Origin of the sequence: Flavobacterium sp. MMLR14_040 (genome assembly GCF_033657265.1) — a bacterium.
GTDB lineage: Bacteria > Bacteroidota > Bacteroidia > Flavobacteriales > Flavobacteriaceae > Flavobacterium.
This window is the reverse complement of the sequence record NZ_JAWVWO010000001.1, coordinates 264,730-279,371: the sequence shown is the minus strand read 5'-3', so window position 1 is coordinate 279,371 and position 14,642 is coordinate 264,730. Positions and strand designations below refer to the sequence as shown.

The window sequence follows — 14,642 nt, the reverse complement described above, 5'->3', positions numbered from 1 at the left end:
ATTGAAAATCATTATCGAAATCATTACTGTTATGGATAAGTAATTAAAATATCTTATATAATCCGGATAAAAATGTGATATAAGAAGATTCATCGGTATCCATACAAACAAAATAACGGTAGTTGATGTGATGTATTTTTTAATCATAATTCTTAATTTAAATTGCTAAACATTCTATGAAGATTTCATCAAAAAAGCAGCCCAAAATTGAGCTGCTTTTTATTCAAAATAAAAATTAAACTAAAACTATACTATAATTGATAAGTAGTCATTCTGAAACTACTTGAAGCGCTCGTTATTGTATATATAGTATTGGTATACGTAATATTAAAATTCTCTTTTTTAACGTATAATCCGGCAGCAGTTGTAAATTCTGCGTCAATTTCAGCAAGGAAAGCTGGAGGTGGAATAATATTCGCACCGTCATCCCAGTATTCATCAGTTAAAACTATTGTTTTATTTAATGCATTTTCACTAGTGGAAACCGTATGATATAAACTAGGTTTTCCACCTGCAAAACGATATTCAATGTAGTTTCCAAAAGCTGAATTAAAGAACAATTGTATTCTTGTAATTTGCTGATTAGCAGGCAAAGTTGCATTAGCTTTAGCAATTAATGATTTAAAATATTTTGAAGTTGTTGGAGCTGTATTTAAATTAGCCGCTATATATCCTACAACAAATTGAGGCTGACCATCTAACATTTTTTTATAATCATCTGTTATTATTGCTGGTACAGTCGTAAAGCTAATCGTTGCACTAACTCCGCCAGTTCCAGATGCAATAAAACTATCACTTACGCTGTCATAAACAAAGTCTGATAATTTTTGACCTTTAACATCTATTGCCGGTTTTACAATAGCACTTGTAGGCGTAAAAGAAAGTGCCATATTATAGTTTTGTGTAGCTATTCCGTCTAGCGGAGTTGCTACGCCAAAACGTGCATCTGCATTGTAATCAAAGTCAAACTGATGTATTGCTGAACCATCATTTATTTCTAAAATTTTAAACAAAGGAGTGTTTATTCCTCCTGAAAGATGGTCTATCGTTTCTACATTCCCAGCCAAATTTGTCCAGTCTGCGGCAGTTGCTTTTACGAATCGCAGTTCCTGAAAATTTCTGTTAGTTCTAAAAATAATCTCTCCGTTTTCCTGTCCGTAGTAAAAAAACTGAAAATCACCGAGATGTCCTTTTCCAACAAGAGCAGCCGTAGGATAATTATCAGATTCGGATAAAAGATGGATTCTATTGGCTGTTGTAAAAACTAAACTTACTGCACTGCCTAATTGAATTTCGTACTGGCTTCTGTAAATATCAGTATCCGCATCATAATCAGATGCCATATCTACTTTTCCGTCGGGCAAAAATTTAAAAACATGCGTCCAGCCACCTAATTGCGTACTATCTGTATAATAAATGGCCTTCCATCCAAATTCTGATGTCAGAAGTAAATCGTTCAATTCTTTTTTCTGAGTACTTAATCGCTCTGCGGGAGTCTGATCAAATTTATCTTCAGCTTCTGTACTTGTACATGCACCCCAAAGTATTGCTGCAAAAACAACAATCAGGTACTTAAATATATTTTTTATTTTCATAATATTGACTTTTACATTAATTAACGCTCATTATTATTGATGGTTTTTAGTTGTTAACAACGTCAGTTGTATTTTTTTGTGCTTCATCTCTTAAAGCATAAAAATCTATATTAAACGCATCTTTATAATATTGAACTACAATGGCTTCTTTCTTTTTAAGATTTGCTTTTCCTGTTGCATCTGTTACACTAGCCAAAATTGCATCATATTCTGCTTTTGAACTTGTTAATATGGTTGCTGCAGTTTCTGCAAAATCTTCATATACATTTAGCCTTGCATAATTTGTTATAAAACCTAATGACCTTGAAGTTGCTGTTTGTTGAATATACCAGCTTGATGTATAACCAGATGGTGTTAATTTGGCCCAGGCTTGTACGTCGAAAGGCTTTGTCTGATTTAAAATATGAACATATTCGTGCTGAATTGTATGAATAAATTCTGTTACAGCCGCTCTGCTATTTCTATTTAAATAATCTATTTTAAAAAGTGTAACTCTTTGTCCGCCTTCTGCCAGTCCAAGTGTTTGAGTTCCTGTTGTATTTAGGTTTGTACCTCCTACCAAAACAAATTCTCTTGGGGCGATTTTCTTAACGAAATCTTTTCCACCAATGGTAGAATAACTATCGATCCAGATTGATTTTACAACTTCCATTGCCGATTCTACATTTTCAACAGCTGGCGGATATAAATAACGGTTGTTATCTACAAGATTCTGATTCCATTCATAATAAACTTTTATATTGTATGGATCTAAAAAACTTGTAGCAAGCCATGTATCTAATTCTGTTCTATTAGGAACTGTATAGTCTAACTGACTTTCTGTAGGCTGATCTTCATGAGCACAGGCGGTAAATAAAATCACCCCTGTAAGCATTACTATCATTTTATATATTTTTAATGTTTTCATACTATTTAAAATTAAATTTTTATCTAGGATTTTTCTCGATTCCGTTATCTGATGCTCTTTGCGGTATTTGAAGCGCTCTTCGTTTATCATCTTTAACCAAAACATTATTTCTTACTACTTGACCAAATTCGTAAGTGTCATGTTCTATCACAAGATTAAAACGCTTAATATCAAACCATCTCATTCCTTCATGGATAAATTCTCTTCTTCTTGCTTCTGCAATGGCTTTGATATAAGAAGTCTGTACAGGTGTTAAAGCATAAAATGGCGTAAACTCATCTGCAATTACAGGGTAAAAATCAACTATATCCTGTTCTGTTAAATGATCTGTTGCCGGATTGTATCCTGACGTTCTTGATCCTAGAAAATATTCTAATTCTTCAGTAGCTTCAGCAATTTGATTGTTCATAACATGTGCTTCAATTCTGTTTAAGAAAAACTCATCGTTACTTAAAAGAACTGTTCCTGTGTATGGTTCACCAATACCTGCTGTTACATTGGTATATTTAAAATATTCATAAAATTTAGGAATCAATACGTTATTTTCATAAAAAGATGATGTAAAGATTAACCAGCTTTTACCAAAAATATTAGTTTCAGATCCTAAAATCTCATCCTCTCTATTAGCCGAAAGATAATATCTGTTTACATATCCTCTTCGGGCAATTGAGTTTGGATAGTCTACCAATAAATTTGCCGGCTGTTCTACTTTTGAATATTCTAATGGTTTTTGAGCAGAAGTCGCCGCGTTAAAAGCAACGTAATCTCTAATTGTGGTTGGTTTAGACCCTAATGCTTCTGAATATTCAAGTACTTTATTCCAATCTCCTTTTATTAAATAAAAACGGCTGGCAAAAGCTTTTGCTGCATCAATGTTAAAATGATATTTTGGCTCTTTATAGTCATTTGTTACATATTTCATTCCTTCAGTAATATCCTGCTCAATAAAATCAAAAACTTCTTTAACAGTATTACGTTTATATTGCTGCAATAAAGCCCCTTCTGGTTTTGTTACGTATGGTATACCTAAATCTGTCGCAGCAGTTGCAGGGTTGTATCGATTTGACCAAAGTTGAACCAGCATAAAATGAGAATAAGCTCTTGCAAACAATGCTTCTCCTTTTTGAGGATTTAGACTTGCAGGACTACCTAATTCTTCAATTGCTAGCAGAGCCTGATTTGCTGCAGCAATCGCTTCGTAAGATGCATTCCAAAAATCTGCTTCTGTATCAATCCCAAACTGAGTTTGCATTTCCCAGTTAAAACTCTGTCTGTTATCAATATTCGAATCCTGCATTTGGCTATCAAATACATTATCAGACATTGTTTCTGCAATCACCATATAAGTTCTGTTAGGATAAGCAGTAACTAATAATTCGGATATTTTTTCGGGTGTGTCAATTTGAGTTCTATTATCTGGTATTTCTGAAAGAAATTCATCACAACTACTTGTACTAATTAGTACTAATAATGCGAGTGTTATTTTTATATTTTTCATGATCAATTTATATTAAAATGAAATATTTATTGCAAAAGTATATTGTGACGTAATTGGAAAAGCTACACCTCCTGTATTACGAAATTCAGGATCCTGACCATGTAAAGCCTTGTCTGAATAGATCAACCATGGGTTTACTGCTGATCCTTTTAGAGTAAAAGTACTAAGCCCTAATTTTCTCTTGTAATCTTTAGGGAATTCCCAGCTAAGAGATACGTTTTTCAATCTTACAAAATCACCATCTGCCACTCTCACATCAGAGAAATTATAAGTGTTGTAAGCGATTTGTAAATCGTCTTCTCCATAATTTCTATTTAATAATCGATCTGCAATTACAGGCACATTAGTAACATTTTCATCTCCCGGATTGATCCATCTGTTTGTAAATTCTTTTGTAAAAACTGTTAAATCATTGTATTCATTACTGTACACCGGATTTAAACGAACTTTATTTCCTCCTGATCCTACAACAAAAACATACAATGACCAATTTTTATAAGTAAATGTATTGGCTAAACCAATTGATTTATTTGGCTCAATAGATCCTTCGTATTTTAAATATTTGGTAACATCATTTGTATCCTGAAAATCAGCTCCTGTTATGTTGCTGCTTGCCCCATCCTGTAAAAGAAATGTTGGTAATCCCTGATTGTTCAAGCCTTGAAATTGATAGGAATAAATTGAATTTCTAGGATGTCCGACTGTATTACCTCCGTTTGAATCAACCAAATCAAAAGCTGATGGTTTATTTTGTAATTTTGTTACTTTTTGATCATAAACTGAGAAATTCAATGTTGTTGACCATTTAAAACTATCAGTAACAATATTTTGAGTTGTAAAACCAAGCTCAATACCTTTGGTTTCCATATCAGCATTATTACCCTGCTTAATAGACTCACCTCCAACTCCTGAAGTAATTACATAATCAATCAAATCAAATGCTTTACGGCTATAAACATCAGTAGTTAACTGCACTCTATTATTAAACATACCTAAGTCTATACCAATGTTAGTCTCAAATTGTTTTTCCCATGTTAAATCCTGATTTTGCAAATCTTCAATTCTAATTGCATTTTCTCTATCAGAAAGATTAAAACGATCTGTTATAAAACTTTTATAAATTGCTAGTGAATTTGTTGCAGGTCCGGCCGTTGCAGTAAGTCCGTAAGAAGCTCTTAAAGCAAGAGTATTTACAGATTCAACATTTTGCATAAAGCTTTCTTCCTTTACATTCCATTTTCCACTAAAAGTATAAGTAGGAAGCCATCTAGACGAACCACTATTTCCTTGTCTGTTTGATCCGTCATAACGTCCTGTAATAGAACCTGTATAACGACGATCGTAGGTATATCCTACCTTTCCAAAGAAACCAACCGTTCTTTCTCTTTCCTCTCCAAATTCATAATAAGAATCTCCACCATTTACAATTTTCTCAATAATTCTAGGATCTATAAAAGAAGTAAGACCTTTATCATATTGAAGACCTACAGCAGTAAAATTATCATTGTTTCTGTCTACCGATCTAAGTTCTGTTCCAAAAAAGCCTTCTAATTCATGCTTTTCTTTAATTGTATTTCTGTAAGTAACACTATTTCTAATATTATAAGAAGTCATGTCGTTGGTATATTTTCTTAAAAAACCACCACTTGGTAATACAGAAACCTTTGGTGCTGTTAAATCATTTGGATTTTGATATAAAAACACGTTATCTTCTTGTATTTGAGTATTTACATTATCTCCTACACCTGCATTGTAAGCCCCAACTACATTGGATCCTTCATATATTTTGTGCTCTCTTGAAGTATTTGCATAACGTGCAGAACCTGTAAGATTATAAGTTAAATTTTTATTGATTTTATAATCTAAGTCCAATTGAAAACGAATATCATTTACTCGAATGTCCAGAGTATTATTCTCTAATTCGTTGATAATATTCATTGGCGCCCAGTTATTTTGATAATATTCTAAATTTCCATTGTCATCATAAGGTCTTAAAGTTCTGCTTGTACTTAAAACATAATTGAATGGATTGATATCAAAATCTCTAGTAGTTTTTCCAAAAACAACATCTTCCTTACTTTCATAAGCTCCAGGAGCCATTTGATTACGAATAGAACCTAGTGTTGATAAAGTAATATTTAATCTGTCATTAACATAAAAAGTTCCTTTAATGTTAGATGATAATTGTTTAACATTATCCGCAATAGTCCATCCCGGATCTGTATAATAACCCAAAGAAGCATAAAAAGTATTATTTTTACCTCCACCGGAAAAACTTAATGAATGGTTTTGAGTAATAGATGGTCTAAATAAAACGCTGAACCAATCTGTATTGGCTAATTCATATTTTTTTAGAAAATTGTTGATGTAAGGCTGCTCGTTTTTAACACCAAACTGACCGTTTGAGTCATTATAGCGGTTAATTTCCTTAGCTAAAATATTATATGCTCCACCAAATCTTCCTGTATAAGAGGAGCTTAAGTCAAGGTAACCTTTGGCTTTCATTTCCTGAAAAACACTCATTGATTCCTGAGAATCCAAGATATCATATTGTGTATAACTCGGAACTGTTCTTACTGTGTTTTCTACAGAATAACTTACTTTTAAAGGTGCATCTCTACGACCTTGTTTTGTAGTTACAACAACAACACCATTTAAAGATCTTGAACCATAAATTGAGGTAGCTGATGCATCTTTAAGGATTTCAATACTTTGAATATCATTAGAATTTAAACCTGCTACTGCAGAACTTAGTAATGTAGATGAATTCCCGGAAGCTAAATCTGCAAAAGAAACATTTATAATATCTTCCTGAACAACACCATCAATTACCCATAATGGTTTTGTATCTCCAAAAATTGAAGAAGATCCACGAACAGTGATTTTTGGGGCTGTACCAAATGTTCCTGTTACGTTTTGTACTGTTACACCGGCAGCTTTACCTTCAATCATTCTGCTTACATCTACAACCCCGTCTACTTTTAATTCTGCTCCAGAAATTTTACTAATAGCTCCTGTAAAAGTTCTTTTTGAAGTCTTTTCGTAACCAGTTGTAACTACCACTTCTTTCAGGTTTTGTCCTGCTTCGTTCAAAATTACGGTTGGCGAAGTATTTTCAATACCAATTTCTTTGGTCTCCATTCCAACATAAGAAATTACTAAAGCGGTACTATTTGCAGGCATTTCGATAGAAAAATTTCCGTCAAAATCTGTTAATACCGCAACTTTAGTTCCTTTTGCCATTACTGTTGCGCCAGGAAGCGGCACCCCAGACGGATCTGTAACCTTTCCTTTAATGATAGGCCCTGCCATTAGCGCATCAAATAAAGAATTAGTACTGTCTAAGTTCGAAAAAGGTTCTAATGAATTGTCTTTCTGTAAAATAATCTGATTACTTACTTCAGAGAAAGTAATATTAAAGGGTTTTAAAATTCGATTAAGTACACTAGACAAAGCTTCCTGATTGGCCTCAATTGTAACTTTTTGGTTCAATTGTGGCAATCTTGAATTGTACGAAAACTTTACATGCGCAGATTTTTGCAATTTAGATAAAGCATTATCTAAAGTTAAATCTGAAACAGTAATCGTAACCTTTGTATCTAGTTTTCTTTGTCCATTTACACTGTTTGCCATTGTAACACTTGAAAATACAAGTGCTAAGACAAACTGAAATAGCGTTATTTTCATGATTCGGTGGAGTAATCGTTGTTTAACAACTGGTTTTTTCATAATTTTGGTTTGTTTTGATTAATACTGTTCGAGTGTATTTTAAGAAACACTATGAATTACTTTTTACAGAAAGCAATTCAATTAATTTAAGTGTCGATAATGTTACAGCATTTCGGCACTTTTTTTATGTATTTTATTCTTACATAGGCATTTATAATTTTTTAGTTTAAGGGGTTTTAATTTATTTTCTTGAATAATATTTTTTAATTACAGCCTTTTGACGTTATGGTAATTTGATTTCCATTCATTTCAAAACTCGTATCATTGCCAATGCTTTTACAAATAATTTTAAGTTTCTCCGGTAGTGGCTGATCGCTGAGTGATGTGGTCAAATGGCAATCATTTAATTTATCTTTAGGATAATCAATATCAACTAAATAGGCTTGTTCTATAGTTTCGAAAATTTGGGCAATTGGAATATCATTAAACTCAAAACTTAATTGTTCAATGTTTCCAACACTACGAACCAAGACTTCATCTTTTGTAATATTGGTTATTTTATTAAAAACCAAATCTTTACGAACAAACCGAAGTGCCTGATTAGGAAGAAGTACGATTTCATGATCTGTAGCATTCGAAATTAAACTATTGGATTTTACCCTTACTTTACCGGTGCGAACCAAAACTTCAACATTTTGCTGGTCCTGATAAGCTTTAATTCTAAAACTAGTACCAACAACTCTTGTTACAATTTCGTTTGCGTAAACAAAAAAAGGCTTTTTGGGATTTTTACTAATTTCAAAGAAACCTTCGCCGGACAAATAGACCTTTCTTTCATTTCCGGTAAAGATTTTAGGATAACTTAATTTACTTTTTGGCTGTAATAAAACCGAACTTCCATCAGATAATGTGATAGTTTGAGAAATGTCTGAATTATTGGTTTGCTCTACTAATCCCTCATTATTTTCTTCTATCAATTCATTATAAGTAACAACAGTATTATTGATCAGGCTGTTATTTCTAAAAGCCAAAACTGATGATAATGAAATGATTATAAGAGCTGCAACGCCGCTTAACCAATATTTTCTCAGATAGAAAATTTTTGATCTCGTATTATTAAAATCTTCTTTTTCTTCGATTTTTTTCCAGGTAGATTCCAATGCCTCATGAATCTCATTTTGAGACATATTGACATCAGTAACTTTCATCGCTAACAATAAAAGTCTGGCATCTTCAACTAATTTGGCTCGCTGACGATTTTCTAAAGTCCATTCCTCCCAGCCTTGTTCATCAATCTTAGATAAAATCCACAATTGAAATGACTGATCAGCTAAAAGATCTTCGATTTCGGTATAAGTATTACGTTTTTGCATCTTAGAATTAGGGTTACAAAAACATAGAGGACACTTTTCTTATTGTATACTCACTTAATTATGATTTTTTTTAAGTTTTTTTTAAGAAATTCAAAAAAGCCCTGAAGATAGTAGTAAAATAAAGGACAAATTGCCTTTCCATTCCTTGCGTAGGCTTAATAATCCGCGGTATAATAAGTTATTTGCCGATTGATAATTGACATCTAATAACTCTGCAATTTGCTCTACCGCCAATCCCTGATGATATCGCAAGTATAAAGCTTCTTTTTGACGAGGAGGCAAATCGTTAAGTAATTTATTTAAATATAAAACACGTTCTGCAGTCACTTCATCTTCAACGAGTTCATTTTCTATAGAAAAGTCAAAAAGAAATTCAATTGCTTCTGTAGAAGTTGTTTTTCGAAAAATATGATCTCTTTCAAATAAACGGGCAATTCTTTTTCTTACACTTGATAACAAATACGCCTTTACAACAACATTTTCCTGCAATGTATTTCTATATACCCAGACATCTGCAAAAACATCCTGAACGCAGTCCTGCACCTTTTCTTCAAAAGGAGAAAGAGAATTTCCATAACTAATAAGATCTTTATAATATCTTTCAAAAAGTTGCGAAAAAGATTTTTCGTTACCGGCTTTTAAATTACTCCAAAGAGTATTGTCATCTAAAAACTTATTGTTTAAAGTTTGGCTTTTCATATTTATCGGGGCGTGGGAATTATCGAAATAAGTATTTCTTAATACAAACAGAATAGTATTTTAACATTATTCTTTCATATTGTTCGATAAATATATAAAAGCAAAAATATAAAAACAATTTATTTACAAAAAAGGAGCGGTTTCTTAATATAGAAACCGCTCCTTAGCTTTGATCATATCAGGGATCTTAAATAAATGTTAAAAAATAATTTTATTTGAAGAACCTTACAATTGTGAGATTTTACAGATAGCTATATAAGTTTATTCCTTAATAAATTTCAATATGATGTACAAAAAAAGCCTGACTTATTAAGGAAGGCTTTTCATCAAATTTTATTTTAAATCAGCTTTTTAGAAAGCTACATTCCATCTTGGTAATTTTGAATTTTCATCTAAGAAATTTTGTAAAACCTGTCCTTCAACTGCAGTTGGAATTGCTTTTACATCTGCATTAAAAGTTTCGTACCAAACTACTTCAAGAGCTTCAATGCTTTCTAATTTCATTTGAGCAGGCCAGGAATATTTTCTTCCTGTTTTTGCAAATTGGTGTCCGTTTACGATTTTATCGTATAAACCGCCGTTTTTACTTTTCAAAGTCCCGTCGTTTTGAACAGTTCCTGTAGAAGCAACCATGATTAATTCTCTTGCATCACCTTCAACAGCATATACAACAAAAATTCCTGCGCCACCTTCCGGAGCATTACAAACTTGTTCTAAACTATCTTCGATTGTAAAAGTAAAACTGTTGCTTACTTTAAACTTTTTTAATTCTTTACTCATTTTTCTTATTTTAAGATTCTAAGACACTAAGGTTCTTAGTCTCTAAGTTTAAATTATATTCCAATCATTTTAAAAATGTAAAAAAGTCTCAACATAATATTGAGACTTTTTTTGGAATTTTTTATTTCAAATATTGGAGATTATCCAAGTACTTCTTTTACCTTTTTACCAATTTCAGCTGGTGAATCAACAACGTGAATTCCGTTGTCTCTCATAATTTGTTTTTTAGCAGCAGCTGTATCATCAGAACCACCAACAATAGCACCTGCGTGACCCATTGTTCTACCAGCAGGAGCAGTTTCTCCGGCGATAAAACCAATAACTGGTTTACGGTTACCATCAGCTCTAACCCATTTAGCAGCATCAGCTTCTAATTGACCACCAATTTCACCAATCATAATGATGATTTCAGTTTCTGGATCGTTCATTAATAATTCAACAGCTTCTTTAGTTGTAGTTCCAATGATTGGATCTCCACCAATACCAATAGCTGTAGTAATTCCTAAACCTTGTTTTACAACCTGATCTGCAGCTTCATAAGTTAAAGTTCCTGATTTAGAAACGATACCAACAGTTCCTTTTTTGAAAACGAAACCTGGCATAATACCAACTTTAGCTTCACCCGGAGTAATAACACCCGGACAGTTTGGCCCGATTAATCTAGAATTTCTTTCTTTAACATAATTATTTGCTTTAATCATATCTGCTACAGGAATTCCTTCTGTAATAGCAATAATTACTTTAATTCCAGCGTCAGCAGCTTCCATAATTGCATCAGCAGCAAAAGCCGGTGGTACAAAAATGATAGATGTATCAGCTCCAGCTTGTTCTACAGCATCTTTTACTGTATTAAAAACCGGACGATCTAAATGGCTAGTTCCTCCTTTTCCCGGAGTAACACCACCAACAACATTAGTACCGTACTCAATCATTTGAGAAGCATGGAAAGTTCCTTCGCTTCCTGTAAATCCTTGAACAATTATTTTGGAATCTTTATTAACTAAAACACTCATGATATATATTTTATGTAGTTTTTAAAATTGTGTTGCAAAAATAAGGTTTTGTAATCTATTTTAACCTTTTTGTCATCAAAAAAATTAAGAAAATTGACTCATTTGATAACCGCGATAAAGTTTGTCATCTTTAATTTGCCAAATTGTAGCAAAATGAGCTAACAACATTTCTTCTCTTGGGTTTTCAATCGTTTTTACAAAATGTGAGTAACGTATTGAAACTAAATCATCTTCGGCAATTATATGGCTAATTCTCACTTTCGAGCGTACATAAGCACGACTCAATTCATTGGCCATTGCGAGCATCGAATCATGATCCATCTCAATCAATCCTTTGGTACTATTCCAATCCAACTTTACATCGGGATGCAAATAAGTTTTCATGATTTCACTATCAATTAAGGCATCCGACTTATAAAATTTTTGAACAAATTCTTTTATAGACATATTACTTCAATTTATTTAGAATTTCAGGAATCTTTTTGATATTGGCTAATTGTTTTAACTTTTCTCTTGATTCTTCTATTGGAGTTCCAAAATAAGATTTTCCGCCTTCTACTGATTTAGTAACACCAGTTTGGCCCATAATAACAGCCTTCGCTCCTATTGTAATACCACTTGTAGTACCAACTTGTCCCCAAATAGTTACTTCATCTTCAATAATAACGCAACCAGCAATACCGGTTTGTGATGCAATTAAACATTTTTTACCGATAATTGTATCATGACCAACATGTACCTGATTATCAAGCTTAGTTCCTTCGCCAATTGTTGTATCACCTGTTACACCTTTATCAATCGTACAAAGTGCACCGATGCCAACATTATTTTCGATTACTACTCTTCCTCCTGAAATTAACTGGTCAAAACCATCCGGGCGTTTTTTATAATAAAAAGCATCAGCGCCTAAAATAGTCCCTGCGTGAATAATTACATTATCGCCAATTACAGTATGATCGTAGATAGTAACATTTGGATGTATTATACAGTTTTTTCCAATCGTTACGTTGTTTCCAACAAAACAATTTGGCTGAATTACAGTTCCTTCGCCAACATTTGCAGAAAGAGCAATTGAGACATTAGTTGCCTGAAAAGGTCTAAAATGTTTAGTAAGTGTATTGAAATCTCTGAAAGGATCATCAGAAATTAAAAGTGCTTTACCTTCAGGGCAATCTACTTTTTTATTGATTAAAACAATAGTCGCTGCAGATTGTAAAGCTTTATCATAATATTTAGGATGATCAACAAAAACAATATCGCCTGGTTCGACAACATGTATTTCGTTCATACCTAAAACCGGAAAGTCTTGGTCTCCTATAAATTCGCAGTCAAGCAAATTTGCAATTTCTCGTAAAGAGTGAACTTTTGGAAATTTCATATTTTATAATTAGAAAATTTGTCAATTAGAAAATGTGCCAATTAGAGAATTTGTCAATTAGAAAATGAATGCTCAAAATTGTGATGATTCACTAATTTTCTAATTGACTCATTGACAAATTATCTAATTAAAAATTACTCTTTTACACGCTCCATGTAAGAACCTGAAGCTGTATCAATTTTAATTTTATCACCTTCGTTGATGAATAAAGGAACGTTTACAGTTGCTCCTGTTTCTACTGTAGCAGATTTTGTAGCATTTGTAGCCGTATTTCCTTTTACACCAGGCTCAGCATAAGTAACTTCAAGAATTACAGAAGATGGCATATCTACAGATAATGGCAAATCAGTTTCAGTATTAACCTGAACCATTACACTTGTACCTTCTTTTAATAATCCCGGAGCATCCAGAATATTTTTATTCAAAGAGATTTGCTCATAAGATTCTGTATTCATAAAATGAAACTCATCTCCTTCAGCATATAAAAATTGGTAATTATGCGTTTCTACACGCACATCGTCAATTTTATGTCCTGCAGAAAATGTATTATCTAATACTCTTCCTGTCGTTAAACTTCTCAATTTTGTTCTTACGAAAGCTGGTCCTTTTCCAGGTTTTACGTGAAGAAATTCAACAATTTTATAAATATCATGATTGAATTTAATACACAATCCATTTCTAATATCTGATGTAGATGCCATTTTTTTTAATTTTAGATTTTAGAATGTAGATTTTAGATTCCTGAAGAATTAATAATCTACATTTTATTATTTTTTATTTTAGATTTTAGAATTTAGAATTTTAGGTTCTCTAAAAATTTAATTCTTCTTCTATTTTTTATAATGTTTTAATATTCTTTATTAATTTTATATGAAGCTAGAAATCTAAAATCAGAAATCTAAACTCTAAAATTAATAATTCCCTGAATAACCTTTCATGATTCCTCTAGATGAATTTCTGATAAAATCTAGAATTTCATCTCTCTCAGGAGTAGCTTCCATTTCAGCTTCAATAATACTTAAAGCCTGAGTTGTATTGTAATTTTTTTGGTATAAAATTCTGTAAATTTCCTGAATTTCTCTGATTTTTTCAGTACTAAATCCTCTTCTTCTTAAACCAACTGAATTAATTCCAACGTATGACAAAGGCTCTTTTGCTGCTTTTGTGTATGGCGGAACATCTTTTCTAACCAAAGATCCACCAGAAATCATAGCATGATCTCCAATATGAATAAATTGATGGATCGCTGCCAAACCTCCAATTACAGCATGATTTCCTACTACAACGTGACCTGCAAGAGCAACTCCGTTTACGATAATAGCATTGTTTCCAATTTCGCAATCATGCGCAATATGCGCGTAAGCCATTACTAAACAATTGTTTCCCAAGATAGTTTGTCCTGAAGCAACTGTACCCCTATTTATAGTAACACATTCTCTAATGGTACAATTGTCGCCAATTATAGCAAGAGAATCTTCGCCACCAAATTTTAAATCTTGTGGCACCGCAGAAATTACCGCTCCTGGAAAAATATTGCAATTTTTACCAATTCGGGCGCCTTCCATAATGGTCACATTTGAACCAATCCAAGTACCATCACCAATAACAACATTATTGTGAATTGTTGTAAAAGGCTCAATTACAACGTTTTTAGCGATTTTAGCGCCAGGATGAACATATGCTAATGGTTGATTCATCTGTATCTTTTATATTTTATTAAAATAATCTAA

12 protein-coding genes are annotated in these 14,642 nt (G+C 32.4%); all 12 read right to left on the bottom strand.

Annotated features, from left to right (window positions below; all coding sequences use genetic code 11):
- Positions 1-251 precede the first annotated feature (251 nt).
- A complete protein-coding gene (locus SD960_RS01300) occupies positions 252-1,595 on the bottom strand; it encodes a DUF4302 domain-containing protein (RefSeq protein ID WP_318800431.1) in 1,344 nt (447 codons plus the stop codon).
- A 46-nt stretch (positions 1,596-1,641) separates the two neighbouring features.
- Entirely contained in the window at positions 1,642-2,502 is an 861-nt protein-coding gene (locus SD960_RS01295; protein ID WP_318800430.1) for a putative zinc-binding metallopeptidase, read from the bottom strand.
- 19 nt (positions 2,503-2,521) lie between these two features.
- Entirely contained in the window at positions 2,522-4,000 is a 1,479-nt protein-coding gene (locus SD960_RS01290; RefSeq protein ID WP_318800429.1) for a RagB/SusD family nutrient uptake outer membrane protein, read from the bottom strand.
- A gap of 12 nt (positions 4,001-4,012) precedes the next feature.
- Positions 4,013-7,729 carry a SusC/RagA family TonB-linked outer membrane protein gene (locus SD960_RS01285; protein WP_318800428.1) on the bottom strand — a complete coding sequence of 1,239 codons (3,717 nt, stop codon included), beginning with the start codon at positions 7,727-7,729 and terminating at the stop codon, positions 4,013-4,015.
- Positions 7,730-7,932: 203 nt separating this feature from the next.
- On the bottom strand, positions 7,933-9,042 hold the full coding sequence (locus SD960_RS01280; RefSeq protein WP_318800427.1) for a FecR family protein: 1,110 nt from the start codon (positions 9,040-9,042) through the stop codon (positions 7,933-7,935).
- A 90-nt stretch (positions 9,043-9,132) separates the two neighbouring features.
- The gene (locus SD960_RS01275) at positions 9,133-9,741 is read right to left on the bottom strand and encodes an RNA polymerase sigma factor (RefSeq protein WP_318800426.1); all 609 of its coding nucleotides are present in this window, start codon (positions 9,739-9,741) and stop codon (positions 9,133-9,135) included.
- A gap of 351 nt (positions 9,742-10,092) precedes the next feature.
- Entirely contained in the window at positions 10,093-10,521 is a 429-nt protein-coding gene (locus tag SD960_RS01270; RefSeq protein WP_318800425.1) for a hypothetical protein, read from the bottom strand.
- A gap of 140 nt (positions 10,522-10,661) precedes the next feature.
- Positions 10,662-11,534, bottom strand: coding sequence for a succinate--CoA ligase subunit alpha (gene sucD / locus SD960_RS01265; protein WP_318800424.1), 873 nt, complete (start codon positions 11,532-11,534; stop codon positions 10,662-10,664).
- Positions 11,535-11,618: 84 nt separating this feature from the next.
- Positions 11,619-11,981 (bottom strand): nuclear transport factor 2 family protein, encoded by a 363-nt coding sequence (locus tag SD960_RS01260; protein WP_318800423.1) that lies wholly within the window; start codon positions 11,979-11,981, stop codon positions 11,619-11,621.
- A 1-nt stretch (position 11,982) separates the two neighbouring features.
- Positions 11,983-12,912, bottom strand: coding sequence for a UDP-3-O-(3-hydroxymyristoyl)glucosamine N-acyltransferase (locus tag SD960_RS01255; protein ID WP_318800422.1), 930 nt, complete (start codon positions 12,910-12,912; stop codon positions 11,983-11,985).
- 134 nt (positions 12,913-13,046) lie between these two features.
- The gene (efp, locus tag SD960_RS01250) at positions 13,047-13,613 is read right to left on the bottom strand and encodes an elongation factor P (protein ID WP_115845696.1); all 567 of its coding nucleotides are present in this window, start codon (positions 13,611-13,613) and stop codon (positions 13,047-13,049) included.
- 210 nt (positions 13,614-13,823) lie between these two features.
- Positions 13,824-14,609, bottom strand: coding sequence for an acyl-ACP--UDP-N-acetylglucosamine O-acyltransferase (lpxA, locus tag SD960_RS01245; RefSeq protein ID WP_029270176.1), 786 nt, complete (start codon positions 14,607-14,609; stop codon positions 13,824-13,826).
- Positions 14,610-14,642 lie beyond the last annotated feature (33 nt).

Coding starts and splice junctions, on each gene's coding strand:
- SD960_RS01270 (WP_318800425.1), bottom strand. CDS start 10,521: ATGAGTAAAGAATTAAAAAAGTTTAAAGTAAGCAACAGTTTTACTTTT.
- SD960_RS01295 (WP_318800430.1), bottom strand. CDS start 2,502: ATGAAAACATTAAAAATATATAAAATGATAGTAATGCTTACAGGGGTG.
- efp (WP_115845696.1), bottom strand. CDS start 13,613: ATGGCATCTACATCAGATATTAGAAATGGATTGTGTATTAAATTCAAT.
- SD960_RS01275 (WP_318800426.1), bottom strand. CDS start 9,741: ATGAAAAGCCAAACTTTAAACAATAAGTTTTTAGATGACAATACTCTT.
- sucD (WP_318800424.1), bottom strand. CDS start 11,534: ATGAGTGTTTTAGTTAATAAAGATTCCAAAATAATTGTTCAAGGATTT.
- SD960_RS01300 (WP_318800431.1), bottom strand. CDS start 1,595: ATGAAAATAAAAAATATATTTAAGTACCTGATTGTTGTTTTTGCAGCA.
- SD960_RS01285 (WP_318800428.1), bottom strand. CDS start 7,729: ATGAAAAAACCAGTTGTTAAACAACGATTACTCCACCGAATCATGAAA.
- SD960_RS01255 (WP_318800422.1), bottom strand. CDS start 12,912: ATGAAATTTCCAAAAGTTCACTCTTTACGAGAAATTGCAAATTTGCTT.
- lpxA (WP_029270176.1), bottom strand. CDS start 14,609: ATGAATCAACCATTAGCATATGTTCATCCTGGCGCTAAAATCGCTAAA.
- SD960_RS01280 (WP_318800427.1), bottom strand. CDS start 9,042: ATGCAAAAACGTAATACTTATACCGAAATCGAAGATCTTTTAGCTGAT.
- SD960_RS01290 (WP_318800429.1), bottom strand. CDS start 4,000: ATGAAAAATATAAAAATAACACTCGCATTATTAGTACTAATTAGTACA.
- SD960_RS01260 (WP_318800423.1), bottom strand. CDS start 11,981: ATGTCTATAAAAGAATTTGTTCAAAAATTTTATAAGTCGGATGCCTTA.